The organism is Belnapia rosea (assembly GCF_900101615.1).
In the GTDB taxonomy this organism is placed as follows: domain Bacteria; phylum Pseudomonadota; class Alphaproteobacteria; order Acetobacterales; family Acetobacteraceae; genus Belnapia; species Belnapia rosea.
In genome coordinates, this window is sequence record NZ_FMZX01000001.1 from 333171 (window position 1) to 357195 (window position 24025).

At 69.2% G+C, this 24025-nt stretch carries 22 protein-coding genes; 10 read left to right on the forward strand and 12 right to left on the reverse strand.

The window, feature by feature from the left end:
* Positions 1–399: 399 nt before the first annotated feature.
* A complete protein-coding gene (locus BLR02_RS01640) occupies positions 400–642 on the forward strand; it encodes a DUF6894 family protein (protein WP_090560646.1) in 243 nt (80 codons plus the stop codon).
* 61 nt (positions 643–703) lie between these two features.
* Here the strand turns inward: BLR02_RS01640 and BLR02_RS01645 are convergent, their stop codons facing one another.
* Together BLR02_RS01645 and BLR02_RS01650 are read right to left on the reverse strand one after the other, a co-directional pair.
* The gene (locus BLR02_RS01645; protein ID WP_090659834.1) at positions 704–2200 is read right to left on the reverse strand and encodes a cation:proton antiporter domain-containing protein; all 1497 of its coding nucleotides are present in this window, start codon (positions 2198–2200) and stop codon (positions 704–706) included.
* A 34-nt stretch (positions 2201–2234) separates the two neighbouring features.
* Positions 2235–2966, reverse strand: a complete 732-nt coding sequence (locus BLR02_RS01650) for a Crp/Fnr family transcriptional regulator (protein ID WP_090659837.1) — start codon at positions 2964–2966, stop codon at positions 2235–2237.
* A gap of 651 nt (positions 2967–3617) precedes the next feature.
* On the opposite strand from BLR02_RS01650, the gene BLR02_RS01660 reads away from it, so the two are divergent.
* A complete protein-coding gene (locus tag BLR02_RS01660) occupies positions 3618–4142 on the forward strand; it encodes a 2'-5' RNA ligase family protein (RefSeq protein WP_090659843.1) in 525 nt (174 codons plus the stop codon).
* 64 nt (positions 4143–4206) lie between these two features.
* On the opposite strand, the gene BLR02_RS01665 is transcribed toward BLR02_RS01660, so the two are convergent.
* Positions 4207–4788, reverse strand: coding sequence for a hypothetical protein (locus tag BLR02_RS01665; protein WP_143018014.1), 582 nt, complete (start codon positions 4786–4788; stop codon positions 4207–4209).
* A gap of 356 nt (positions 4789–5144) precedes the next feature.
* Between BLR02_RS01665 and BLR02_RS01670 the strand changes: the two genes are divergently transcribed.
* Positions 5145–6902, forward strand: coding sequence for a flavin-containing monooxygenase (locus BLR02_RS01670; RefSeq protein WP_090659849.1), 1758 nt, complete (start codon positions 5145–5147; stop codon positions 6900–6902).
* A gap of 110 nt (positions 6903–7012) precedes the next feature.
* Here the strand turns inward: BLR02_RS01670 and BLR02_RS01675 are convergent, their stop codons facing one another.
* From BLR02_RS01675 to BLR02_RS01705, 7 genes are all read right to left on the reverse strand, one after another.
* Entirely contained in the window at positions 7013–7825 is an 813-nt protein-coding gene (locus tag BLR02_RS01675) for a hypothetical protein (RefSeq protein ID WP_090560654.1), read from the reverse strand.
* A 38-nt stretch (positions 7826–7863) separates the two neighbouring features.
* Complete coding sequence (locus BLR02_RS01680) at positions 7864–8277, reverse strand: DUF350 domain-containing protein (RefSeq protein WP_090560655.1); 414 nt, start codon at positions 8275–8277, stop codon at positions 7864–7866.
* An 18-nt stretch (positions 8278–8295) separates the two neighbouring features.
* Entirely contained in the window at positions 8296–9924 is a 1629-nt protein-coding gene (locus BLR02_RS01685) for a DUF2491 family protein (RefSeq protein WP_090659852.1), read from the reverse strand.
* Positions 9925–10295: 371 nt separating this feature from the next.
* Positions 10296–10670 (reverse strand): phage tail fiber protein, encoded by a 375-nt coding sequence (locus BLR02_RS01690; RefSeq protein ID WP_090659855.1) that lies wholly within the window; start codon positions 10668–10670, stop codon positions 10296–10298.
* A gap of 51 nt (positions 10671–10721) precedes the next feature.
* Positions 10722–11024 (reverse strand): hypothetical protein, encoded by a 303-nt coding sequence (locus tag BLR02_RS01695; protein WP_090659858.1) that lies wholly within the window; start codon positions 11022–11024, stop codon positions 10722–10724.
* Positions 11025–11058: 34 nt separating this feature from the next.
* Positions 11059–13932 (reverse strand): glycosyl hydrolase family 28-related protein, encoded by a 2874-nt coding sequence (locus tag BLR02_RS01700; protein WP_090659861.1) that lies wholly within the window; start codon positions 13930–13932, stop codon positions 11059–11061.
* Positions 13933–14022: 90 nt separating this feature from the next.
* The gene (locus BLR02_RS01705; RefSeq protein ID WP_090659864.1) at positions 14023–14676 is read right to left on the reverse strand and encodes a hypothetical protein; all 654 of its coding nucleotides are present in this window, start codon (positions 14674–14676) and stop codon (positions 14023–14025) included.
* A gap of 217 nt (positions 14677–14893) precedes the next feature.
* On the opposite strand from BLR02_RS01705, the gene BLR02_RS01710 reads away from it, so the two are divergent.
* The 7 genes from BLR02_RS01710 (at position 14894) to BLR02_RS01740 (ending at position 22163) form a co-directional block, all read left to right on the forward strand.
* Entirely contained in the window at positions 14894–15979 is a 1086-nt protein-coding gene (locus tag BLR02_RS01710; RefSeq protein ID WP_090659867.1) for an extracellular solute-binding protein, read from the forward strand.
* A gap of 26 nt (positions 15980–16005) precedes the next feature.
* Positions 16006–17028 carry an ABC transporter ATP-binding protein gene (locus tag BLR02_RS01715; RefSeq protein ID WP_245704578.1) on the forward strand — a complete coding sequence of 341 codons (1023 nt, stop codon included), beginning with the start codon at positions 16006–16008 and terminating at the stop codon, positions 17026–17028.
* Positions 17025–17879: an ABC transporter permease gene (locus BLR02_RS01720; protein WP_090659873.1), complete on the forward strand. Its 855-nt coding sequence runs from the start codon at positions 17025–17027 to the stop codon at positions 17877–17879. The genes BLR02_RS01715 and BLR02_RS01720 overlap by 4 nt, the downstream gene beginning before the upstream one ends.
* Positions 17876–18670, forward strand: a complete 795-nt coding sequence (locus tag BLR02_RS01725) for an ABC transporter permease subunit (protein WP_090659876.1) — start codon at positions 17876–17878, stop codon at positions 18668–18670. Before BLR02_RS01720 ends, BLR02_RS01725 begins: the two co-directional genes overlap by 4 nt.
* A gap of 86 nt (positions 18671–18756) precedes the next feature.
* Positions 18757–19959, forward strand: coding sequence for a pyridoxal phosphate-dependent aminotransferase (locus BLR02_RS01730; protein WP_090659879.1), 1203 nt, complete (start codon positions 18757–18759; stop codon positions 19957–19959).
* 6 nt (positions 19960–19965) lie between these two features.
* Positions 19966–21168 carry a pyridoxal phosphate-dependent aminotransferase gene (locus BLR02_RS01735; RefSeq protein ID WP_090659882.1) on the forward strand — a complete coding sequence of 401 codons (1203 nt, stop codon included), beginning with the start codon at positions 19966–19968 and terminating at the stop codon, positions 21166–21168.
* Positions 21165–22163, forward strand: a complete 999-nt coding sequence (locus BLR02_RS01740) for a GNAT family N-acetyltransferase (protein WP_090659885.1) — start codon at positions 21165–21167, stop codon at positions 22161–22163. The genes BLR02_RS01735 and BLR02_RS01740 overlap by 4 nt, the downstream gene beginning before the upstream one ends.
* A gap of 6 nt (positions 22164–22169) precedes the next feature.
* Here BLR02_RS01740 and BLR02_RS01745 read toward each other — a convergent pair whose 3' ends face one another.
* Both BLR02_RS01745 and BLR02_RS01750 read right to left on the reverse strand, forming a co-directional pair.
* Complete coding sequence (locus BLR02_RS01745; RefSeq protein ID WP_090659888.1) at positions 22170–23051, reverse strand: alpha/beta fold hydrolase; 882 nt, start codon at positions 23049–23051, stop codon at positions 22170–22172.
* A 70-nt stretch (positions 23052–23121) separates the two neighbouring features.
* Positions 23122–23991: a metallophosphoesterase family protein gene (locus tag BLR02_RS01750; RefSeq protein WP_090659891.1), complete on the reverse strand. Its 870-nt coding sequence runs from the start codon at positions 23989–23991 to the stop codon at positions 23122–23124.
* Positions 23992–24025: the final 34 nt, after the last annotated feature.

Consider the following 24025-nt stretch of genomic DNA (forward strand, 5'->3'; position numbering starts at 1 on the left):
TGTACGATGGATTGCCCTGGCGCATTAATCCATGTGGACGCAAGCGAAGTTCTCCCTTGGGCGATGGAATTGCTGCAGCTGCGGTGGCAACAGCTTCGGGCCAGGCTTCGCTCCCTCCAGGTCTGGCGAGCGCAAGCCGAGCTTCGCCTCCGGGATGGAGGACCGGCGCGAGCTGACGCGACCGGCGGAATCGCCCTGGCTTCATCCTCTGCCCGGACATCATTGTTGGCCATGCAAACTGCCGCCGTGCCGACAGCTTGCATCTGCACGATATGGTACAGCACGCGATCAGTGGCCGCTTTGCTCCCATAGGCCGCGCGTGGTGCGATGCGACAATGGCCCCGCCGAACCCCAGCGTACCGATCGCCAACTTTCGGCCGCCGCCAGCGTATTGCCCGGATGCCGAGATTTTATTTTCACCTGCGCGACGATGCGGGCCTGGTGCGGGACCCCGAAGGCAGCGAACTGCCCGATCTCGATGCGGCACGGGCCGAAGCCCTGGCGGATGCTCGCTCGCTCGTGGCCGAGTGGCTCAGGATGGGCCAGGTGGTGGATGGGCGGCGGTTCGAGATCGCGGACGAGGCCGGGCAGGTCCTGGCCGTCATACCGCTGCGGGATGTCCTGAAGCTGCCGGAGGAGTAGGCCGCCACACTCCTTGGGCCAGCACGCTGCGAAGCGCCCTTGTGGGGCCACACGCCGCGGTTCAGGGGTTGGGTGGTGCCGCTCCGGGTGAGGCGTCGCTCTCGCTGGCGCGCTTGCGCAGATCGGCCTCGCGCAGCAGGCGGCGCAAGGCCTCGTCGCCGAGTTCATCGTGCTCCCGCAGGCCGAGGAGGGCACGGCGTTCCGCGGCGAGGCCTTCCGGATGCACCGCATCTTTCCCGACCTCGTGCCTTGCATCGGTGGCGACCTGGCGGGCCCGATCCTCCTCGCGTTTCGCCTGGCCGCGCCCCGATAGCTTGGCGCCCTGGATGATGCGGCGCAGCGTCAGCCCCTGCAGGAGCACGGAGCCGAGGATCACGCCGCTGGCCACCACCAGCAGCAGCTCCCGCTCGGCAAAGGGCCGTCCATCCGGCCAGGCCGCGGGAACGGACAGCACCACGACCAGGCCGATCACCGAGCGCGTGGAGGCCCAGGCCATCACCCCTGCCGCGGTCATCCGGCCGGAAACACCCTCCTCGGCCAGCGCCTGCCGAAGCGGGGGCAGGCGGGTCGAGGCGAGGGAGCCGACCCACTGGATGCCGAGCACGAGGGCGAGAATGCCCGCCACCGCCGCCACGGCGCGCCAGACCGGCCAGCTCCCGAGTTCGCCCACTGCCCCCGGCAGGCCAAGGCCGGCCAGGAAGAACAGCACCGAGGAGAGAAGCAGGCTTGCCTCCTCCCAGAAGGCCATGGCGCTGATCCGTGCCTCGGCGGAGGAGCGTGCCTCTCCGGTCTCACGGTTCACCCGGGCGGCGGAGACCGTCAGGGCCGCCGCGATGACCACCACGGCGAGGGAGAGGTCAAGGCCGCGGGCCGCGAGGGCGCCGAGATAGGGCGTGGCGAGCGACACCGCGATCTCGATCGGCGCCGGGCCGGCCCGGTCCCGCAGCCAGAGCACGCTGCGGCCGATCGCCATGCCGGCCAGGGCACTGCCCAGCCACTGCCAGGATATGGTGAGTGCCGCCTCGCCGAAGGCCGGTGCCTCATTCTGCCGGAGCGTGCTCAGCGCGAGGGCAAGGGCGGTCAGCGCCACGATGCGCGAGGCCATCTCCCGGGCCTTCAGCGCATCGGCAAGGGTGCGGGGAACATGCGGATGGGCATCCGCTTCCTGGAACAGGCGAGTGTCGAAGAGGGATGCGGTTACGCCGAGCAGCACCGCCCCGGTCCAGCTCAGACCTGGCAGCAGCACCCAATGCGCCGAACCGGCCACGGCCAGTATGGTGGTGAGCGCGACCGCCACGCCCGTGATCACCCCTGGCAGCAGGACATGGCGCAGCAGCTGCGGCGTGGCGCGCACCGTGCCGGCATAGATGATCGGTGGAAGGAACAGGCCGATCGCCAGATCCGGATCCACGCTCATGGGGGCCGGCCCGGGTATCAGGCCTGCCGCCAGACCGGCACCGAAGAGGGCGATGGTCGGGGGAAGCCGTAACCATCGCGCCAGGGCCAGGACCGGCCCAACGCCTGCCAGCAGCAGCGCGACGAATTCCACGGCGCCCATACCTGGTCCCCCTCAGAGCCGCCGCGGTCCGGTTTCAGCTACGCCGCAAGCTCGGGCCGAGCAGGCGCTCGAACTCGCGGAGGCCCGACCGGTAGCACTCGCAGGCGGCGGCCTCGAGACCAGGCCGATCGGTGACCGTGAGGTGACCCCGGCCAAGCCGGATCAGCCCGGCCCGCTGCAGCATGCCAGCGGCGACAGAGACGCCGGCGCGGCGCACGCCGAGCATCTGGGACAGGACCTCGTGGGTCAGCGGCAGATCGTCCCCATCGGCTTGGTCGTGCGCGATCAGCAGCCAGCGGGCCAGGCGCTGCTCGATCACATGGCGGCCATTGCAAGCCGCGGTCCAGCTGACCTGTCCATGCAAGGCCAGCGCATAGCGTAACAGGAGCGCCTGCAGAGCAGGGCTTGCGTCAAGCGCTTCGCGCAGCGCGGCGGCCGGGAGCAGGAGCGCGCTGCCCGGCATCTGGACGAGGGCGAGGTTGGGCGAGGCGTCCGCACCCAAAACGAGAGGCAGCCCGACCATCCCCTCCCGGCCGGTGACGCCGACCTCGACGAGGGCACCATCCTGCATCTGGGCCAGCAGCGACACCGCGCCCGCCTCGATGAACCAGACCGAGGTGATGGGTTCGTCGGCCGCGAAAAGCGTTGTTTTGTGAATCAGCTCCACCGGTTTGAGGGCAGGCGCGAGGCGTGCCAGATCGTCGGTCGGCAACGCCCGGAGCAGCTGGTTGCGCACGGCAATGGACGAAGCTTCGATCCTGTCCAAGGGCTGGACTCCTTTGCCGGATGTCACCGGAGCTTAGCGCCCCCGGCGACCCGGCGTTGCAGGCAGATGGGTTGCAGCCTCACAGGCCGACGCCGGAGCAGCCGTTCCGGTCGAACCTAGCCGATGATCCTGTTCTCCGGCGTTGCTGGGGCTCCGGATGGCGGACTCACGCCTTCGGGACATTCGCCTTTGTCGTTCCAGGACTAAAGCATGGTGCCGAAAGCGAGGGGAGGGGGCGGCATTGCGTCTTTGGCTGTTCAGGGTGCTGCTCGCCTTGCTGATTCCGGTCACGGAGGTTGCACAGGCTCAGTTCGGCAAGCCGGACCCGCTGCCGCCCGTGACGGCGGCTCCCGCTCAACCTGACAGCGGGTCGAAGCCTCCGCCGCTGCCGCCCACCGGAGGTGCCGCCGGGACCGTGGCACCGCAGGCGCCTGCTGCACCGCCGGCCGATGGCCGCAATGCTCCGCGCTGCGCCCAGACGCTCGCCAATGGTTGCCTCACCCAGCAGAGTTCCTGCCAGATCGCCTGCCCGCAGCAGTGGAGCACGAATCCCAGCGCACCCGCCTTCACGCCGACGGACCGGGCCGGCTGCATGGGCCAGTGCCTGCAGCGATACTATGCCTGCATGCGGCTGTATGGATGCATGTAGCCATGCCGGGCACCGCCGCTGCCGATCCGCTGATTCTCACCCTGCGCCTCGATGCCGTGGCGCAGGCGAGATTCGACAGGGAGCGGCAAGCCCATTTCCCACCGGCGCGGAACCACCTCGCCGCCCATCTCACGCTGTTCCATCACCTGCCGGGCGGCGCCATCCGTGACATCGAGGCCAGGCTGGAGGCGCTCTGCGCGTCACAGCGGCCCTTCCGCCTTGCGGTTCATGACCTGTGGATGATGGGGCAAGGCGTCGCCTATCGCCTGCGGGCCGCCGAGCTGATGGCATTGCACGCGGCGCTGGCCGAAGCATGGCAGGAATGGCTGACGCCGCAGGATCGCCAGGCCTTGCGGCCCCATGTGACCATCCAGAACAAGGTGCCCGCAGCCGAGGCGCGTGCGCTGCATGACGCGATGCGCGCCGAATTCCAGCCTTTCGATGCAGAGGCGATCGGCCTTGCTCTCTGGCATTACCGTGGCGGCCCATGGGAGCCGGCAGCGGCCTACGGTTTCGCTGCAAGCTGACCGGCTTGTCGCGCCGCGAGTCCGCCAAGGCGATGTTCGTCCCATGGCTGAGACCACTCAGCCATCATCGATGCTCGGCGCTGATCCGGCATGGCACCGAGAGCTGAGCGTTGGCGTAGCTGCACACCACATATCCAGGCAGATCGAAGTCATCCTCGATGCGGGCGAAATCCGTCTGCTCGCCGGGCTGCAGCAAAGCGGTTGCTTGCGAGAGGATTTTCGACCTGTCGCCGGCATACAGCACCTTGATGGGAAAGCCGCACCGGTTGGTAAAGCTGACGGCGCGCAGCGTCGGACTTGCCGCAGCTTCGCCGCCCCGCCTGATAGCCCGCTCGGCGCAGGCGGAGGTGACCAAGGGTGCGATCGGCATCGATGCCTCCATCCGTCCCTGAGGCTGCAGCCCTTCCGCCTCATGCTCCGGCGGAATGGCCTCCGCTGCCGGTATTGGCAGTGCCTCGGCCGGGGCCGGGATCGGGGCGATCTCGTCCGGACGGCTTGCGGGCATCGCCGCCGATGCGGCCTGGGCAGGGATTGTCCCGGGCGGCGCGCAGGCTTCGCCCCGGCGTGCCAGCTCTCGCGTCATCTGGCGGCCGCTGATCGGGTTGCCGCGCCATTCGCATAATTGTCCGGTTGGCACGTCGCGCATGCGCCCGGCTCCGAGCTGGTCGATCGTGACGCAGGCACCGAGCGACGAGGCGAGGCCGAGCAGGACAAGGATGCGGTACCGGGGCGCAGGCATGACAGACGACATTCCTCGGGATAGTCGCCCAGCTACCGGCAGCGAGACGGAACCGGACGTGCAACGCAGCCCCGGCGCGGAGGTTCTGTAACGGATCCAGTATGAGGCCGCTGTCTCCCTGCCGTTGCGAGCAGGGCGGATCCAGGCCGCCATCCCCGCTTCGCCCTGGCGCGTCGCTTCTTGCCGGGGCGCCGGGCCACGCCTAGCCTTCGGGCCAAGCGTCCTCGCAGCAGCAATGGCGGGGCATCGGAGGAGGCAGCGCCATGGATGGGATCCAGACCGGCATGTTGGCGGAAGCGGCGGCGAATTCCTGGCTTCAGGGCTTCGAGGCCGCTCTGGCCTCGGGCGAGGCTTCGCGCATCGCCGCACTCTTCGCCGAGGAATGCCACTGGCGCGACATCCTCGCCTTCGACTGGGACCTGCACACCACCTCCGGTGCCGAGGCCATTGCGGCGCGGATGGTGTCGAGGCTGGTGCAGGCGGCGCCACGCGGCATGGCGCTGGCCGCCGGCCGCACACCGCCGCGGCGCGTGACGCGGGCGGGTATCGAGGCGATCGAGGCCATCTTCGCCTTCGAGAGCTCGATCGGGCCCTGCAACGGCGTCGTCCGCCTGCTCGCCGATGCCGGCGAACTGCGCGCCTGGACGCTGATGACCTCGTTGGACGAGATCAGGGGGCATGAGGATCCGGCCAATGGCAGGCGCTGGCAGGAGGTGGACTGGCGACGGAATTTCGGCGGCGAGAATTGGCTGGATCGGCGCAACAAGGCGCGTGCCTATGCCGATCGGGATCCCGCCGTGCTGGTGGTCGGTGCGGCCCAGGCGGGGCTGTCCGTCGCGACGCGCCTGACGCTGCTCGGTGTCGACACGCTTGTCGTCGACCGGGAAGCGCGCATCGGCGATAGCTGGCGCCGCCGCTACCATGCGCTGACACTGCACAACGAAACACGGGTCAATCACCTCCCCTACATGCCGTTTCCACGGTCCTGGCCTGTCTTCATCCCGAAGGACATGTTGGCCAACTGGTTCGAGATCTATGCCGAGGCGATGGAGCTCAACGTCTGGACGGAGACGGAGCTCACGGGCGGAGATTGGGATGAATCGGCGCAGTGCTGGGACGTGACCGTGCGGCGTGGCGATGGCACCGAGCGGCGGATGCGGCCGCGGCATCTCATCTTTGCCAATGGCGTCAGCACCACGCCGATCATCCCCGACCTTCCGGGGTTGGGGGAGTTCCGTGGGACGGTGCAGCATTCCGGGCGCCATGGCAGCGGGCTCGATTGGAAGGGCAAGCGCGCATTGGTGCTCGGCACCGGCACCTCAGGGCATGACGTGGCGCAGGATCTCTGTGTCTCCGGCGCGGCGGAGGTGACGCTGATCCAGCGCCGGCCGACCCTGGTGGTAAGCCTCAAGGAGGCGCAGGCGCCGTATGCTCTCTATGACGAGGACATCCCCTTCGAGGATCTCGACCTGCTGGCGACATCCTTCCCATTTCCGGTCTATCGGCGCGCGCACCAGCTCATGACCGCGAAGAACCGCGTGGCAGACGGGGCGCTGCTGGAGGGGCTGGCGGCACGGGGCTTCCGCCTGAACTTCGGCGAGGACGATACTGGCTGGCAGATCATGTACCAGAGCCGCGGCGGTGGTTACTACTTCGATGCCGGCTGCTCCGGGATGATCATCGACGGGCGCATCGGCCTGATGCAGTACGATGACATCGACCGCTTCGGCCCTGACGGCGCCATCATGAAGGATGGCAGCGTGAAGCCTGCCGACCTGATCGTGCTGGCCACCGGTTATCAGGGCCAGGCCGCGGCGGCGCGGCAGATTCTCGGCGATGCCGTAGGCGAGCGCATCGGCCGCGTCTGGGGCTTCGACGAGGAGGGCGAATTGCAGGGCATGTGGCGCCCTACGGGCCAGCCGCATTTGTGGTTCCTTGCAGGCGGCCTCGCGCAATGCCGTATCTTCTCGAAGGTGCTGGCCCTGCAAATCAAGGCGCGGGAGCTAGGGCTCGTCTCCTGAAGGGACGGTGCCGGGTTGAACTCGCACGCCAGGGCTGTGGCTTCCGATGCCGGAGGCCGGCTTACCCACGGCGTCCGTGACCGAAGGCCACGAACGTCGTGGGCAGGATGCTAGCCGCGTTCGGGCCCTGAGATCTGCCGCGGCAGGCCTGCGGGCTGGCGTTGCCGCAGCGCGGCCAGCCGGTCCGACAGGTTCGTCGGCGCCGGTGCCTTGCCGGAGGCAGCGGCCATGGCGGCGGCGATGTTCGGATCCTCCTCCTCCGGCTTCGAGGGACGCAGCAGCTTCGCCTTGGCATTGGCAGCCTCCGCCGCAGCGAGGTTGCGCGCCGCATTGTCCTGCATCGCCTTGAGCGCCACAGACAGGCCACTGGTCGCGCTGGACAGGCCGGCCGCCTGGCGAGCCGCCTCGGCCCGGCGTTCCGCCGCCTCCCGCTGCTGGTCAGCGCGGCTCATGTCGCGCTGGGCGCGGTTCAGCGCGTCACGGGCAGATTTCAGCTTCTGCCCGGCCTGGTTGTAGGTTTCCTCGAGCATTTGCAGGAAGCTGCCAGCGTCCCGCGCGTCCTGCGCCTCGCGGTCGATATCGGGTGCCATCTGCTCCAGCATCCCGACCAGCGTGGCGAGGCTGCGCTCGAGACTGGCTTTCTGGCCCGGGTCCGTCTCGGTTTGCAGCCGCTGCTGCAGCTGCTCTGCCGCCGCCATGCGTTGCTGGGAGAGGCGGCCGATGGTGTCGGCCTCCCGCTGCTCGCGATCATAGGCCTGGCGGGCCTCGGCGACCTGACGACCAAGCTGGTCGAGATTGTCCTCCATGGTGCGCAGCTCCGCCTCGGTGGCGGCCTGGGGGTCCCAGCGCACCAGCGCCTCGACTGCCCCTTGCACGGCTTGGTCCGTCTTCACGCCGACGAGGTTGCGAATGAATCCCATCATGACCTTGTTCTTCCTTTCTATTCCCGATCCGATTGCGGTCAGCCAGCCATGGCGCCGGCATTGACCAGCGCCACGGCAAGCTGGATGCCGACAACAACGCAGGCCATGGCGATGTTTCCGGCCTCGATCATCCCGCGCAGGCCGCGGAACAGGCCGGTGGTGAGCAGGAAGGCCAGCAGCTGGAGGATCACCGCCACCAGGCCCCAGAGAAGGATGTCCAGCGTAAAGGCGCTGGTCGCCAGGGTCACCGCCAGCGGGATGGCCAGGGCCACCAGAGCGCCCATCAGGACGATGCCGGCGGCGACGTTGCCGTCCCGCGCCAGCCTGGCCTCGCGGAAAGGCGTGACGGCCATGTAGCAGCCAGCCCCGAGTCCCAGCAGTGCCAGGGCCACACCAAGCTGGGCGAGCAGGACGGGAAGGCCGTTCCATAGGGTGTCGAGGATGCTGTCCAAGGCGGGCGTCCTTCGGCTCTAAACAAGGGAAAGGGAGGCGGGGTTGATGTCGATGCCCGCGCGGATCTCGATCCAGGCGCGGCCGCCCTCCTCCTGCGCAGAAACCAGGATGTATTCGGTCTGCGGGCCCGGGGCGGCGATGTCTGTCGGGGCGGCATAGAGCATGGCGCGGCTTTGTATCTGGCGGGTGCCGTCCAGGCTTTCGATGGCCTCGGTCATGACCCGGGGCGGCACCGGGCGGTCACCAGGTGCCCAGATGCGGGCATAGAGCTTACCGTTCCTGGTCTGGAATTCGGGCCAGCCGATCATGCCCTGCTGGGGGTCGAGCCAGGCGCCCCATTCCGCCTCATCGGCCGGCACGACCTCATCGAGCAGGCCGAAGTACCGGCACTCCTCGATCTGACCGGCCGCATCGGCATGCAGCTGGAAGAAGCCGCTGCCATCCGGCAGGTAGAGGCGCACGAGCTCTTCCGCACCTTCGCGGATGCGCCCTACCGCCTGGATACTGACCTGTGTATTGCCCTCCGCGAAGGCAGGCACCGGTACCTGCAGGGCACCGGAGCCGAGCAGGAAGGGCGTCGGGTCGCAGGTGACGGTCATCCCTACCCGGAAGCGTGGCGCTGCGGAGCGGATATCGGGGGTTGGCCGCGTGGCGCCCTGCGTCGTGACAGAGCTCGGCACCGCCGCCTGCCGCCGGCGCCGCGCCAGCAGGAACAGGGCACCGCCCCCCCCGAGGATCGCCAGCAGGCCCAGCGAGGAAAGTCCACCTGCGGAACCAGCTTCTGCCGGCGGGGAAGACGGGGAGGGGAGCGGCGCCGAGGTGCTGGGGGTCCGGACATCCGGCCGGGGTGCCGTCGAGATGTCGGGTGGTACCTCGGGCGGCGGCGCGTTCGGATCGCGCGGCCGACCCTGGCGTTCCGACAGCCGGCGGTCGAGCTCATCCAGCCGGGCCCGGGTCTGGGCATCGGTCTGCGCTCGCTGTTCAGCCTCCCGCCGCCATTCGCGATAGCCGGGATCGTCCTGGTGATTATGGAAGAAGTCGGTCGAACCGGCGCGGCCCAGATTGTTCAGCAGGAACCAAAGAAGCACGCCGTCCCAGACGCCGAAGCTGCGCTGGCCCGGGACGCCGAAGCCTCCACCCCAGCCGCCAGGAACGCCGCGTGGCGCGGGCCAGCCTCCTCCCATCGTACCGCCACCCATGGTGCCGCCGCCCATCGTGCCGCCACGCCTCCACCAGCCGGAATCAGTAGGGGCGGAGGGCGCGGGGCGCAGCGGGGGCTGGGCCGGCGGCAACTGGGATGGCTGGCTCTGTCGCCGCAGGCGGTCCAGCGCCTCGCTCGAGCGCTCCCGCGAGTAGGACCGGTCCCAGGCGGAGCCGCTGCCTACGGATGGCCGGCGAGCACTGCCGCCGCCCGGCAGGCTGGGACGGCTATACCCACCGCTGACCGAAGGGGTTCGCGGCGCGGCGCGTGATCCGCCAAAGGATGGTGTCCGGCCATAGCCTGAACCCGGGCGGGCATACCCGCCGCTCGATCGGGATTGCGCCATGGCGTCCGCACTGGCCAGCAGTACGGCACCGAAGGTCCAGGCGAAGCCCAACTCCAGCAGCAGCAGGCTCATCAGCCAGGCACGAAGGCGGGCCGGCATCGCATCTCCCCGGACGTGCGGAAGCCGACAGAATTGCCGAAATCCGGCCGGTCAACGGCTCGCCGGCGCCGCCGTTCCGCCCGTGGGGCTAATCTCCGGGATGTATTCTGCGGGGAGGGGCAGGCTTGCGCCGAGGTCGTTGCATAATCCCCATGCCGAGGCATTGGTTGGAAACCTGGCCTGAGAACAGCCACTCCCGGCCGCTTGGCACCACGAGCGAGGTGACTCCGGCCAGCGTGCCGCGACGGACCGACGGCCATGGCGAGGATGGTACGGTGCGGGCATGATGACCGCTTCGGCGCATCGGCGGGCGGTATCGAGCGCTTGCGGGTCAGGTGGAGGCTCCGCCGTGGCAGAGCCTCCCGTCTGACTCAATTCGGCATCAGCACCAGCCCCGCGGCATTGATCGTCACCGTTCCCGCGCCAGTGACCGCGGCCGCGCTGCTCAGGGCCGACCAGGTCAGCGGATTGCCGCCGCTCGCGGCATCGAACAGGCCGACATGGGTCAGCGTGCCGACGGAGGCGGTGAAGGTGAAGCGTATGGCATCCGTGTTCTGCTGCGCGCCGATGCCGCTGAACGTGACTTTCTGCCGGGCATAGCCATTACCCACCGGCTCTCCCGTCAGGCCGGTGGGATCGCTGCCGCCGGTGCCGAGGCCGAGAAAGACCTGGCTGGGCAGGGCCGGGCTCCGGGCGCACAGCGCACGACCAAGCAGGTTCTTCGCGTAATCGGTCAGGTCAGCCATGGGACTCTCCTGGGGCGAGTGAGGGCAAGGGGGGAGGGAACGGAATGCCGGTCAGCAATCGATCGCGTCGGCGAACCAGGTGATGCCGTCATCCGCCGGCTGCTGGCGCGCGGCGGCATAGAGGGTCGCGGTGGTCACCGCGTGCAGGGAGGTGAGGCCAAGCTCTGTCGGAGCGAGGCGGAAGCCGATGCTCGGCAAGGGTGCCTTCCCGGCGTCGCGCGCATCCTTGTCCGGATAGCCGCAGAAACGGAACTCGATGACCTGTGCGACATGGTCGGCTTGGCTGTGGGTCAGGCGCCAATAGCCGGCGACCAGCCCGGTACGGCCGATCTCGATCGATTTCAGGAATGCCATCGGGATGTCCTCAAAGGTAAAGAGTGGGTCGCGTTCAGCCGACGGTCTCGACCGACAGCAGGCGGGCGACCCAGTTGACGGTCTTGTTCGCCTCCCCGGTGCCGCTGACGGCGATGGCGCCGTTGGTGGTGTCGGCATCGAGGGTCAGCCGCCAGGCGGAGGCAGCGGCGTCGGCGATGCCGGGGGCGAGTCCCGTCCCGGCGGTCACTGCCGTCAGTGCCGGCCCGCTGCCGAGTGCGGCCCCGCCGACCAGCACGGTCGCCGCAGCCGTGGCGCCGCGGCGGATGAGCAGGCTCACCTCCCAGCTGGCCGTATCACCCGCCGTGCCTGCCGTGCCGCCGACCTGCCGGGCGATGACCAGCAGCTTCACCCGGTAGCTGCCGTTGGTCGGGAGGTTCGCCGTGTTCGTGCCGCTGGCGGCTGCGGCATCCGCCGTCAGCCGGGTGGCGACGGCGTCGGTGGTCTGCCGGCGCAGGATGCTTTCGCCCGCCTGGGCATCGCCATTGACGGAGAAGCTGCCACTGGCCCAGCTGCCCTTCCCCATGGTGCCTCGCGCCGACGCATTGCGCCCGCCCGGACACCAGGATTGCGTGCCGTCCGCGGTGTTGCTCCAGCCGCCGGCGACGGTGGCCGCCGTGGCGGATGCGGTATTGGAAATACCTCCACCCAGGACGGATTGTGAGCCGCTGGCGACATTGCCCGCGCCGCCGCGCACCGTTTGCCAATCGACCGCGTTGACGCCGCGTGCATTGCCACCGGCGGCGGTGCTGTCCGGTACGGTGGCGCAGACCGCGCCGCTTCCCTTCGGGCCGAGTACCAGGCCGATGTTGGTATCGCCACCCTCGGCAAGCATGGCCGCCGCAATGCCGGCTGCGCTGCCGTAGAGACCGATCCGGTTGACCGCGCTGGCAACCGGCGCCACCCGCACCGTCTCCAGCCCATTGACCGAGAGCGACACGGCCCCGGACGCGGCGCGGGAGAGACCGGTTGCCGCGTTGCCGGCGAAGCCGAGCCCCGGTGCCGCCGCCGTGCCATCCGCGACACTCGCTACCGCCCCGCTGGCCAGATAGTTCTGCGCCTTCACGAAGGCCGTGGTGGCGATGGCGGTCGAGTTGTCCGTACCGGCCGGCGTCGTGGCTCGCGCCAGGGCGCCACCTTTCGGCGCCAGCGTGATGCCGACCGCGGCGTCATTGCCAAGGGCCGAGAGCGTCACCGGAGCCCCTGTCGCTCCACCATCGACCCGCAGCCAGTTCACCGCCGGCGTTGCTGCGTTCCCAGCTTCGAATGCGGTCGCGCCATTGGCCCTGAGGGCGACGCTGCCGCTGCCCTTGCCGCCAAGCTGCAGGCCGATATTCGCATCCGCGCCCTGGGCCTGGGCGGAAACCGGGTTGCCGGCCGCGCCGCCGCTCAGCAGGAGGCGGTTCACCGTGCCAACAGGCGCCGCAACCTCCACCGCATGGCTGCCAGGTGCACCGCCAAGGGTGATTCCGCCATTCGCCGAGGCGCGCAGCACCTCGGACCCACCGGCCGCCGCGCCGAGCGTGCCGGCGCCGGCGAGGAACAGGCCTGTATCGGCGCTGCCCAGCGTCAGTCCTGGCCGTGCCGCTCTGCCTGCGGGGGCGCCGGTAGCGAGGACGGCGTTGGTCCCGCTGTTCACCACCGTGCCGCCATTCTCAAGCAGGGGCGGAGAGCCGAGATAGACCGCATTCGGCGTCGCCGCACCGCTGTCGGCGATCTGCATCGCGGCGGCACCGTTGTTGCGCGTATTGAAGCGGGTGCAGCGCAGCGAGAAGAGGTCGAGCCGGTTGCCGGTGCCATTCACCCGGATCGGGCTGTCTTCGACCGCATCGATGCGAAGATTGCCAACCTGCACGCGGGTGTTCGAGCCATCGACCTGGATCGCGGCAGAGCCCGGCAGCGGCGCCCCGGCCGCGTTGAAGATCTCGTTGTGCGAGGTGAAGTTGCCGACCTGGCCATCAACCTGGGAGGCCTCGACCCAGAGCCCGTATTTGACGAAATCCGCATAGGCCTGACCGATGTAGAACTTGGTCGTCACCCCGGCAGCCGAGCTGCCGAAGCGGAACATGCTGCGGTAGCCGAGGGCGAAGGCCTGATCGATGAAGACGCCGTCGCTGCGGCGGAAGATCATCGCATCCGCATTGGCCTGCTGCCAGGCCAGAACATGGGTGTTCGAAGTCCAGAAGGTCCAGAAATGGAGGCTGTGGATGCGCGGGATATCGTAGCACTCGTCGATTTCGAGACCCGTGGTGAGGATCTGGCCTCGCAGCCGGCGGATGTCGAGGCGGCCCGAGTTGCGGCAATAGATCCCTTTGTTGACGTTGCAGAGGAAGACGTTGTCGAAGTCGATGCCGCCGAAGCAATCCTCTACGCGGAAGATATAGTCATAGGCAGTCGGCGCCCAGCCGCTTACCTGAGACGCGCTGTGGGTCTGCTGCACGGCGATGTCGCACAGCCCGGCGCCACGGCTGTTCGCCCCGGTAAAGGTGAAGGGAGTGAAGCCAGTGGTCGTGATCCTCAGCCAGGTGCCCTGACCGGCGCCGGGCCCCTCGGTGAAGCCGGCGCCCTGCAGCCGGATGGTGGCGCCGTTCACGACGACAGGTGAGGCGATGCGGTAGACCTTGGGGCCAAGGAACAGCGTGCCGCCGCCCTTGGTCTTGAGGTCATCGACCGCCGCCTGGAAGGCAGGCCCGTCATCGGCAATCCCATCGCCCTTGGCGCCGTAGTCGCGTACATGCGCGCCGCGGTCGGTGAGGACCGCGCTGCGCAGTTGGGCGAGCGTGGCACGCCGGGTCTCGGTGGTGCTGCCGCTCGTCTGCACCAGCGGGGCGATGTCGGTATCACCCAGCGTGGCGGCGAGGGGCAGTTCGCTGATCCTTGCGTCGGGCATCGGGCTCCGGTCCGGATGGGCAGGCGGCGTGCGCCGGCAGGGCCGGCACCGTCTGCGGGTGAAGGATGGGGAGGCGGGGAAGAGGGCCGGCTACTGCTTCAGCACGTCGCCCGCTTCGCTCAGCAGCTTGGTGTCGTTCTCGGCGAGGATGAGCCTGAGGTCGGCGCCGACATTGAAGCTGCGCGAGACCACACCGAGCGAGGGATCGGCCGCGTCCTCGACCCGGATGCGGTAGCCGGTGCCAAGGGCGGGCGTCGGGAAGCTGGCCGAGGCGCCGCCGCTGACCACCGCCACGACCTGCACCGGCGGGATGATGGCGCCGGTGCCGTCGCGCAGGCTGAACACAACCTGACTGATCGGCCCGAGCACCGTGGCGGAGACGGGGATGCTGGTGCCGGCCACGATGCTGGCGGCAAAGGGCGCGAGGATGACGGTCCGCACCACTGCCGCTGCCGCCTGGCCGAAGCCGAAGCGCTGGGCCACGCTGCGGATCGTGTTGAGCGGCCCTACTGCGCCATCGAGCGTGACGCCGGTGCCGAGCGCGGGGCCGGTGCGGATCGGCAGCAGCGCCATCGCATCCGCGGCCTGCAGCACCATCAGGTCACCGGCTTTGAGGTTGCCGGCGACCGCGGCAAAATAGCCCGCCGCGGTGACCGCCGCGCGGCTGTCGGCGGTGCGATACTGCCAGAGGGTGAAGTTGTTGCCCTGGATGAGGGCTGTGAGATTGGCCGAGCTGAAGGGCACGGGTGTCTCCGTCTCAACAGGCGCCACCCACCGGAAGGCAGTGCTGCCGGCGGGCTGGATGGGCGCGGGAATGTGCGGGGAGGGCGCCGGGCGCATGTCGGCCGTCGGCGAGGTGGAGATACCGGATCGTTACTCTATTGTCAAGGAAAAATGTCCTAGTTCGAAAGGAAGGCCTTTGGCCCTACTCTCGGCCCGCTCGAATCCTGCGGGAGCCCGGATGCGCCGTCTTGCCCTGTTCGCTGCCCTGCTCTTGGCCCCGCTCATGGCGCGGGCCCAGCCGGTGCTGAATATCTACAACTGGACGGATTACATCGATCCCTATGTCGTCCAGCGGTTCCAGCAGGAGACGGGTATCCGCATCCGCTACGACGTGTATGACAGCCTCGAGACGCTGGAGGGCAAACTCTCCGCCGGGCGCAGCGGATACGACCTCATCGTGCCGACCAGCGAGCCGACCTTCGCCCGGCTGGTCCGCGCCGGCGCCTTGCTGCCGCTCGATCGCACCAAGCTGCCCAATTGGCGGAACCTCGATCCGGCGCTGATGGAGCGTGTCGCCAAGGTCGATCCCGGCAATGCCCATGGGGCGATCTATCTTTGGGGTACGGTCGGGCTCGGGATCCGCCTCGACAAGGTGCGGGCGCTGGCACCGGATCTGGCGCTCGACGGCCTCGATGTGCTGCTCAAGCCGGAGAACGCCCGGCGCCTCGCCGGCTGCGGCCTCGCCGTGATGGACAGCGCGGCGGATGTGGTGCCCTCCATCCTCCGCTGGCTCGGCCGCGACCCGGACAGCGGGGATGCCGGCGATCTCCGCGCCGCCGAGGCGGCGCTGCTTGCCATCCGCCCGCAACTCCGCGCCATCCCCGGCTCCGGCGCGTTGCTCAACATGCTGGCCACCGGCGAGATCTGCGTGGCGCTGACCTATAGCGGCGACGTCATCCAGGCGGCGGCGCGGGCGCGGGAGGCGGGGCGGGGCGTCGAGATCGGCTATGTCGTATCGAAGACCGGACCGCACCAGTTCTTCGACATGCTGGCGATCCCGGCCGATGCTCCGAACCCGGCTGCCGCTCACGCCTTCATCGATTTCCTGCTGCGGCCGGAGATCATCGCCGCCGTCAGCAGCCATGTGCGCTACCCGAATGCGGTCCCGGCGAGTCGTTTCCTGATCGCCGAGCCAGTCCGCGAGGATCCTGCCGCCTTTCCGCCCGAGGCGCTTCTCGCCCAGGCCTTCGTGCCCGGCACGCCGGGGCCCGCGGCGGAGCGCCTGCGCAGCCGGCTCTGGAGCCGTTTCCGGGCGGGTCGCTGAGCGTGGCACTGCTACGGACCGAAGGGTTGAGCAAGCGCTTCGGGCAGACCCTGGCGCTGGATGGCCTCGACCTTGATGTGCGGCCGGGCGAATTCCTGGCCCTGCTGGGCGGCTCGGGCTCGGGGAAATCAACCCTGCTGCGCCTCGTCGCCGGGTTCGAGGCGCCGGATGCGGGGCGGATCCTGCTGGAGGGCAGGGATCTCGCCGGCCTGCCGCCGCATGCGCGGCCGGTCAGCATGATGTTCCAGAGCTATGCCCTCTTCCCGCATCTCTCGGTCTTCGACAACGTCGCCTACGGCCTCCGACGCGAGGGCGTGGCGCGGGCCGAGATTGCTCGACGCGTAGCGGAGGGGCTGGCGCTGGTCGGGCTGGAGGGAACGGCCGGGCGTAAGCCGCACCAGCTTTCCGGTGGCCAGCGGCAGCGCGTGGCACTGATACGGGCGCTCGTGAAGCGGCCACGGCTGCTGATGCTCGATGAGCCGCTCGCCGCCCTTGATGCCGGTCTGCGCGAGCGCACCGGGCTTGAGTTGCGGGCGCTGCAGCGGCGCACCGGTGCCGGCTTCGTCATGGTGACGCATGACCAGGGCGAGGCCCTGGCGCTGGCCGACCGGATCGCCGTGCTGGAGGGCGGGCGCCTCGCCCAATGCGGCACGCCCGCGGAACTCTATGAGAGGCCCGCCTCCCGCTTCGTGGCCCGCTTCCTCGGCGCGGCTAATATCCTCGAAGGCCGGGTTGCCACTGATGGCCTGGTGGAGGCGGCCGGCTGCCGCCTCGCCTTGCCGCATGACCGGCCGGCCGGGGCGGATCTGGCAGTCGCCCTGCGGCCGGAACGGATTCGCCTGCTGCCGGGCACTCCTCCGGCGACCAATGCCGCAACCGGCCGGTTGCGGGACCTCGCCTATCGCGGCGATGGCTGGATGGCGCTGGTCGCGCTGCCGGGCGGGACCGAGTTGCGCGTCGCGCTCCCGGTCGATGCTGCGCCGCCAGCGCCGGGTGCCCAACTCGTTCTCGGCTGGCCGGCCGAGGCGCTGGTGCCCCTCGCGGCGTGAGGCGACATCTCCTCATCCTTGGGCCGCCCCTCGCCTGGCTGCTGCTGCTGGTAGCGGCACCGCTCGGTATCCTTGGCCTCATTGCCTTCGCCGAAGCCGGACCTGGGGTGCCGCCCTTCATCCCGCCGCTTGCCTGGGAGGGCGGCCCCGTTTGGCAGGGCAGCAGCGAAAGTCTCGCTACGCTCCTGGCCGATTCCTACTACCTGGAGGCTTTCCTCCGCTCGCTGCTGACCGCCTTCGTCACGGCCGCGCTCTGCCTGTTGCTGGCCTATCCGATGGCACTTGGCATCGCCGGGGCGCGGCCCGGCTGGCGGCTGCCTCTGCTGCTGCTGGTGCTGCTGCCCTTCTGGACCGGCTTCCTGCCGCGGCTCGGCGCCTGGATCGGGTTGTTTCGGGATGGCGGCTGGGTGAACGGGATGCTTGGCCTGCTCGGCATCGGCCCATTGCGCCTGCTGTACACCGAGGCCGCGCTCCATGCCGGCATGGTCCATGCCTATCTGCCCTTCGCCGTGCTGCCGTTGGCGACCGCGCTGCTGCGGCGGGACCTGGCGCTGGAAGAGGCCGCGGCCGATCTCGGCGCCACGCCCTTCACCGTCTTCCGCAGCGTCACCTTGCCGCTCTCGCTGCCGGCGGCGGCCTCGGCCTTCCTGCTGGTCTTCATCCCCGCTGCCGGGGAATTCGTCATCCCCGACCTGCTCGGCCCGCCGGAGGCGCTGCTGGTCGGCCGGGTCCTCTGGAGCGAGTTTTTCCAGAACCGGGACTGGCCCTTGGCCGCCGCCCTCGCCTTGGCGCTGCTCGTGCTGCTGCTGCCACCGATCCTGCTCTTCCAGCGGCTGGGGCGACGGGCATGAGGTGCCTTGGCCTCGCCATCGGCCTCGGCTTCCTCTGGGCGCCGATCCTGCTGATGGTCGCCTATGCCTTCAGCGCCGACCGCATCCCCTTTCAATGGGGCGGGTTCTCCCTGCGCTGGTTCGTGGCGCTGGCCGCCAATGAGCGGATGCGGGAGGCGGCGTCGCTCTCCCTCCGCATCGCCGCCGGTGCGGCGACCCTCGCCACCCTGCTCGGCGGCCTTGCCGGCTGGGCACTCGCCCGCTTCGGCCGTTTCCGCGGAAGGGCACTGCTCGGCGTGCTGGCCGGGGCGCCACTCGTCCTGCCGGAGGTGGTGACGGGCCTGTCCCTGCTGCTGCTCTTCGTCATGGCACAGGCGGCGGCGGAGGCCTGGCTCGGCTGGCGGCTCGGCCGCGGCGCCGTCACCATCCTGCTCGCCCATGCGACGATCGGGATGGCCTATGTGGCGCTGGTGGTGCAGGCGAGGCTGGTGGCGCTCGATGCCAGCCTGGAGGAGGCGGCTGCCGATCTCGGCGCCGGGCCCTTCACCGTGCTGCGCACCGTCACCCTGCCGCTGATCGCGCCGAGCCTGGCCGCGGGTTGGCTGCTCGCCTTCACCCTCTCGCTCGACGATGTGGTCGTGGCCAGCTTCGTCTCCGGGCCGGCCGGCACGACCCTGCCGATGATGGTGTTCTCCGCCCTCAAGGTGGGTTTGACGCCGGAGGTGAATGCCCTGGCCGCCCTGATCCTCGCGGTAGCCGCCCTGGCGGTGGGCCTGGCCGGGCTGGCCCTGCGACGCCGGGGGACGGAATAGGCTCACGGCAAGGTGCGAGGCCGGGTTGAAGCGGCCCCCGGAGGGGGATAGGTTCGCGCCCCTCGCCAGATCCAGGGCCACGACCCATGAAGCTCATTGCCGACCGCCTCGACCGCATCTCCCCCTCGCTGACCATTGCGATGACCAGCAAGGCCCGGGCGCTGAAGGCGGCGGGGAAGGACATCGTCGGCCTGTCCTCGGGCGAGCCCGATTTCGACACCCCGCGCAACGTGAAGGACGCGGCAATCGCCGCCATCGAGCGCGGCGAGACGAAGTATACCGACGTCGCCGGCACGCCGGCGCTGCGGCAGGCCGTCTGTGCGCGCTTCAAGGCGGATCATGGCCTCGACTTCAAGCCGGAGGAGATCCTGATCGCCACCGGCGGCAAGCAGGTGATCTTCGACGCGCTGCTCGCCACCATCAACCCGGGCGACGAAGCCATCATCCCGGCACCGTGCTGGGTGAGCTACCCCGACATCGTCGAGCTCGCCGAGGGCAAGCCGGTCATCGTCGCCTGCGACCAGAACAGCGGCTTCAAGCTTCGGCCGGAGCAGCTGGAGGCGGCGATCACGCCGAAGACCAAGTGGTTCCTGCTCAACAACCCCTGCAACCCGACTGGCGCCGCCTACAATGCGGAGGAGCTGAAGGCACTGACCGACGTGCTGATGCGCCACCCGGATGTCTGGGTCTTCACCGACGACATCTACGAGAAGCTCGCCTATGACGGCTTCCGCCCGGCGACGATCCTCGAGGTCGAGCCGCGGCTGCGCGACCGCACGGTGACGATGAACGGCTGCTCCAAGGCCTATGCGATGACCGGCTGGCGCATCGGCTATGCCGCGGCGCCCGTGCATCTCATCAAGCAGATGGACAAGCTGCAGAGCCAGTCCACCTCCAACACCAGCAGCGTCAGCCAGGCGGCGGCCGTCGAGGCGCTGACCGGGCCGCAGGACAGCATCGACACCATGCGTGTCGCCTACAAGCGGCGCCGCGACATGATGGTGGAGGAGCTGAACGCCGCGCCCGGCCTCTACTGCCACAAGCCGGAGGGCGCCTTCTACGTCTTCCCGAGCATGCAGGGCTGCATCGGCAAGACGACCAAGGGCGGCAAGGCCATCGCCAGCGACGAGGATTTCTGCACGGCGCTGCTGGAGGAGGAGGGCGTCGCCTGCGTCCATGGCGCGGCCTTCATGTATCCCGGCCATTTCCGCATCAGCTACGCGACGAGCGACGAGGTGCTGAAGGAGGCCTGCACCCGCATCCGCCGCTTCTGCGAAGGGATGAAGTAGGCCGCCATGCCCTCACTCGCGCAGCGCCTCGCGGAGGTGAAGGTCTCCGCCTCCGCCGCCATGACCCAGCGTGCGCGGGAGCTGCGCAGCCAGGGCATCGAGGTCATCAGCCTCTCGAATGGCGAGCCCGACTTCGCCTCGCCGCCGCATGCGATCGAGGCAGCGCATCAGGCAGCGCTACGGGGCGACACCAAGTATCCGCCCCAGGGCGGCACGCCGGCGCTGAAGGCCGCCATCGCGCGCAAGTTCAAGCGCGACAACGGCCTCGACTACGCCGCCGACGAGATCATCGTCGGCAATGGCGGCAAGCAGGTGATCTTCAACGCCTTCATGGCGACGCTCGACCTGGGCGACGAGGTGGTGATCCCGTCTCCCTTCTGGATCAGCTATGCCGATATGGCGAAGCTCGCCGGCGGCGTGCCCGTCACCGTGCCCTGCCCGCAGAATAACGGCTTCAAGCCGCGGCCGGAGGATCTCGAGGCCGCCATCACGCCGAAGACCAAGTGGGTGCTGCTGAACTTCCCCGGCAACCCGACCGGTGCGGTGCCGACCGAGGCCGAGATGCGGGCCATCGCCGATGTGCTGCTGCGCCATCCGCATGTCTGGGTCATGACCGACGACATGTATGAGCACCTGCTCTATGACGGCTTCGAGTACCACACCATCGCCCAGGTCGAGCCACGGCTGAAGGACCGGACCCTGACGGTCAATGGGTGCTCCAAGACCTATGCGATGACCGGCTGGCGCGTGGGCTTCGGCGGCGGGCCGGCGTCGCTCATCAAGGGCATGTTCAACATGCAGGGCCAGGCGACGGCCGGCGTCTCCACCATCAGCCAGGCTGCGGCGGCGGCGGCGCTGGATGGGCCGCAGGATTTCGTCAAGCGCAACGCCGAGGTCTACCGGCAGCGCCGCGACCTGGCCGTCGAGATGCTGAACGCCTGCCCCGGCATCACCTGCCACAAGCCCGAGGGCGCCTTCTACGTCTTTCCGAATCTCGCCGGCTGTCTCGGCAAGACCAGCAAGGGCGGCCGGAAGATCGAGACCGACACCGATTTCGTCACGGCCCTGCTCGAGGAGAAGCGCGTCGCCGCGGTCCAGGGCACGGCCTATGGGATGAGCCCTTATATGCGCATCTCCTACGCGACCGACACGGCCAGCCTCACCGAGGCCTGCAGCCGAATCCAGGAGTTCTGCCGGGAGCTCCGATGAGCCCGGCCGAGATCAGGCCGGGCCGTGACGAGGACAGGGCCGGCTTCATCCGCCTGATCGGCGATTGCTGGGCGGAATTCCCCAACTGCATCCTCGATGTGGACCGGGAGGCGCCGGAACTGCGGGCGCTCGCCAGCTACTTCGCCAAGGCCGGCGGCCAGCTTTGGGCGGCGGAAAAGGCGGGGAGGGTGGTCGGCATGGTCGGCACCCGGCCGCTCAACAGTGACCAGGCTTTCGAGATCTGCCGCATGTATGTCGAGGCTACGGAGCGCGGCACCGGCCTCGCCCAGCGCCTGCTGGAAGCGGCTGAGACGCATGCGCGTGCCGCGGGTGCCCAGCGCCTGGTGCTCTGGACCGATACTCGCTTCGACGCCGCCCACCGCTTCTACGAGAAGCGCGGCTACCTGCGGCAGGGCGCGATCCGCATCCTCGACGACATCTCGAAGTCGCTTGAATTCCGCTATGCGAAGCCGGCCGCCGGGCTGGTGGTGGAGGCGCTTGACGCTGCGGCAGCGGCCAGCGCGGAGCGGCGCCTGTCCGAGATCCTCATTGCCTGCGTCGAGAGCGGCGCGAGCGTCAATTTCATCCGGCCGCTGGCGCCGGAGATGGCGCATGGCTTCTGGAAGAAGGTTGCGGCCGATGTTGCCGCCAACCGCCGCATCCTCCTGGCCGCCTGGCTGGAGGGGGAGCTGGTTGGGACGGTGCAACTCAACCTCGACACGCCGCAAAACCAGCCGCACCGGGCCGATCTCGCCAAGCTGCTGGTGGACCCCTCCGCCCGGCGCCGTGGTGTCGCCCGGGCGCTGATGCAGCGAGCGGAGCAGACCGCGCAGCGCCTCCGCCGCCGCCTGCTCGTCCTCGACACCCTGGCAGGCGATAATGCCGAGCCGCTCTACCGCAGCCTCGGTTGGCAGGAGGCCGGCCGCATCCCCGATTATGCGCTGGACGAGACCGGCGCCGCCCATGCAACCATTATTTTCTGGAAGGCCGTCTGAGCGGCCTCAGCTCAGGAAGCGGCCGAGCCAGATCAGCACCTCTTCCGGTGCCTCCTCTGCGAGGTAGTGGCCGCTATTGACCCCGCCGCCAGTGACCTCGCCGCTGGCGTAGTCACGCCAGATAGCCAGCGGCTCGTACCATTTGGGGATGGAGCCCTTGGCGCCCCAGAGCGCCAGCAACGGACATTGCACCTTCTGCCCGGCGGCACGGCTGGCCCGGTCATGCTCGAGATCGATGCCGACGGCCGCCCGGTAATCTTCACAGATGGAGCGGACCGTTCCCTCCTCGCGCAGCGCCGCCAGGTAATCGGCACGGGCCTCGGGGTGGAAGAAGCTCCGGTCCTTCGGTTCGCGCGAGGTGTGCAGGTCGAACCAGTCCTCCACATCGCGCAGGATCATGCGCTCGGGCTTGTCATGCGGCTGGGCGAGGAAGAACCAATGGTAGTAGCCGAGGGCGAACTCCATGGTGGTGCGCTCGAAATGCGCCAGGGTCGGAATGATATCCATGGTGCAGAGCCGCTCGACCCGCGCCGGATGGTCGAGCGCCAGGCGATGCGCCACCCGTGCGCCGCGGTCATGGCTCACGACGGTGAAGCGCTCATGGCCCAGATCCGTCATCAGCGCAGCCAGATCCTGGGCCATGGCGCGCTTCGCCATCCCGGCGCTGTCGGGCATGGCCGGCGGCTTGGCGGAGAAGCCATAGCCGCGGATATCCGGCGCGATGACGGTGAAACGCCGTGCCAGGGTTGGCGCCAGCTTGTGCCACATCGCATGGGTCTGAGGGTTGCCGTGCAGCAGCAGCAGCGGCGGCCCGCTGCCGCCGCGGCGCATCCGGATCCGCTGGCCATTCGCCTCGCGGTGCTCCAGCGTGAATCCCTCGAAGAACATTGGCATCCCTCCGCCCATGGTCAGGGCAGGGGGATATTCCCCTGGGAGGCGGGGCGGCGGAAGGGGGCCGTCATGGAGTCGGCGTCAGGATCTCCGCTGGCGCCACATCGGTGCGCTGCGGCGGTGAGGCCATCCAGCCGGTCCCGTCCCAGGTACGGGCCAGGATCTCCACCCGATTGTCCGGCGCGATGCGGATCTCGTTATAGGCATTCGGCTCGCCCCGCAGCCTGTGTGAGGTGCTGGTGGCGGAGAGCACGACCGTCAGCCGTCCGCTGGCGGCATCGTCCGGCACGACCGCTGCCGGCTCCGCCACATCCCCGACATGCAGATGGCCGGAGAGCACCAGCCGAACGTCCCGGCGGGCAAACCCTTCGAGTGCCCGTGCCGCGCCGCCGACCAGCCGGGACTCGGGTGCGGCCCGGGGCGGGAGGAAGGGATGATGCGCGACGACGATCCGCAGCAGCCCCGGCGGCAGCGCCTCCAGCCGCGCCAGACAGCGCGCCAATCGCCCATGGCCGACCCGGCCGCGCGACCAATCCAGGTAGAAGCCCGCCCGTCGCGCCGTGTTCAGCCCAACGACGCCGATCCGCTCATTCTGGAAAACCGGCTCCGTCTCGGGCTCGATGAAGCGCCGCCAGCGGGCGAAGGGGTCGAGAAAGCGCTCGGCCATCCAATAGCCGACGATGTCATGGTTGCCGGGTACCGCCATCACGGGCGCTCGCAGCCGGGCGATGAAGGCGCGGGCGGCCTCGAATTCCCTGGTCCGGGCCCGCATGGTGAGGTCCCCGCTGATGGCGATGAGGTCCGGCGGATCGCTATTGAGCGTATCCACCAGAGCCTCCACCACCTCCGGGATCTCGGCCCCGAAATGCAGATCGGACAGGTGGGCGATGCGGTGGGTGCCGCCCCTGGCCTCGTTCCTCGTTGGTCCGTCCTGCATTGTTCACCCCTGGGTCCGGCGGCAGGAACATCGG

Bases quoted from the DNA above. Each gene is read 5' to 3' on its own strand.
- BLR02_RS01640 (WP_090560646.1), top strand. From the start codon at position 400: ATGCCGAGATTTTATTTTCACCTGCGCGACGATGCGGGCCTGGTGCGG.
- BLR02_RS01645 (WP_090659834.1), bottom strand. From the start codon at position 2,200: ATGGGCGCCGTGGAATTCGTCGCGCTGCTGCTGGCAGGCGTTGGGCCG.
- BLR02_RS01660 (WP_090659843.1), top strand. From the start codon at position 3,618: ATGCCGGGCACCGCCGCTGCCGATCCGCTGATTCTCACCCTGCGCCTC.
- BLR02_RS01665 (WP_143018014.1), bottom strand. From the start codon at position 4,788: ATGCGCGACGTGCCAACCGGACAATTATGCGAATGGCGCGGCAACCCG.
- BLR02_RS01670 (WP_090659849.1), top strand. From the start codon at position 5,145: ATGGATGGGATCCAGACCGGCATGTTGGCGGAAGCGGCGGCGAATTCC.
- BLR02_RS01675 (WP_090560654.1), bottom strand. From the start codon at position 7,825: ATGATGGGATTCATTCGCAACCTCGTCGGCGTGAAGACGGACCAAGCC.
- BLR02_RS01685 (WP_090659852.1), bottom strand. From the start codon at position 9,924: ATGCCGGCCCGCCTTCGTGCCTGGCTGATGAGCCTGCTGCTGCTGGAG.
- BLR02_RS01690 (WP_090659855.1), bottom strand. From the start codon at position 10,670: ATGGCTGACCTGACCGATTACGCGAAGAACCTGCTTGGTCGTGCGCTG.
- BLR02_RS01695 (WP_090659858.1), bottom strand. From the start codon at position 11,024: ATGGCATTCCTGAAATCGATCGAGATCGGCCGTACCGGGCTGGTCGCC.
- BLR02_RS01700 (WP_090659861.1), bottom strand. From the start codon at position 13,932: ATGCCCGACGCAAGGATCAGCGAACTGCCCCTCGCCGCCACGCTGGGT.
- BLR02_RS01710 (WP_090659867.1), top strand. From the start codon at position 14,894: ATGCGCCGTCTTGCCCTGTTCGCTGCCCTGCTCTTGGCCCCGCTCATG.
- BLR02_RS01725 (WP_090659876.1), top strand. From the start codon at position 17,876: ATGAGGTGCCTTGGCCTCGCCATCGGCCTCGGCTTCCTCTGGGCGCCG.
- BLR02_RS01730 (WP_090659879.1), top strand. From the start codon at position 18,757: ATGAAGCTCATTGCCGACCGCCTCGACCGCATCTCCCCCTCGCTGACC.
- BLR02_RS01735 (WP_090659882.1), top strand. From the start codon at position 19,966: ATGCCCTCACTCGCGCAGCGCCTCGCGGAGGTGAAGGTCTCCGCCTCC.
- BLR02_RS01740 (WP_090659885.1), top strand. From the start codon at position 21,165: ATGAGCCCGGCCGAGATCAGGCCGGGCCGTGACGAGGACAGGGCCGGC.
- BLR02_RS01745 (WP_090659888.1), bottom strand. From the start codon at position 23,051: ATGTTCTTCGAGGGATTCACGCTGGAGCACCGCGAGGCGAATGGCCAG.
- BLR02_RS01750 (WP_090659891.1), bottom strand. From the start codon at position 23,991: ATGCAGGACGGACCAACGAGGAACGAGGCCAGGGGCGGCACCCACCGC.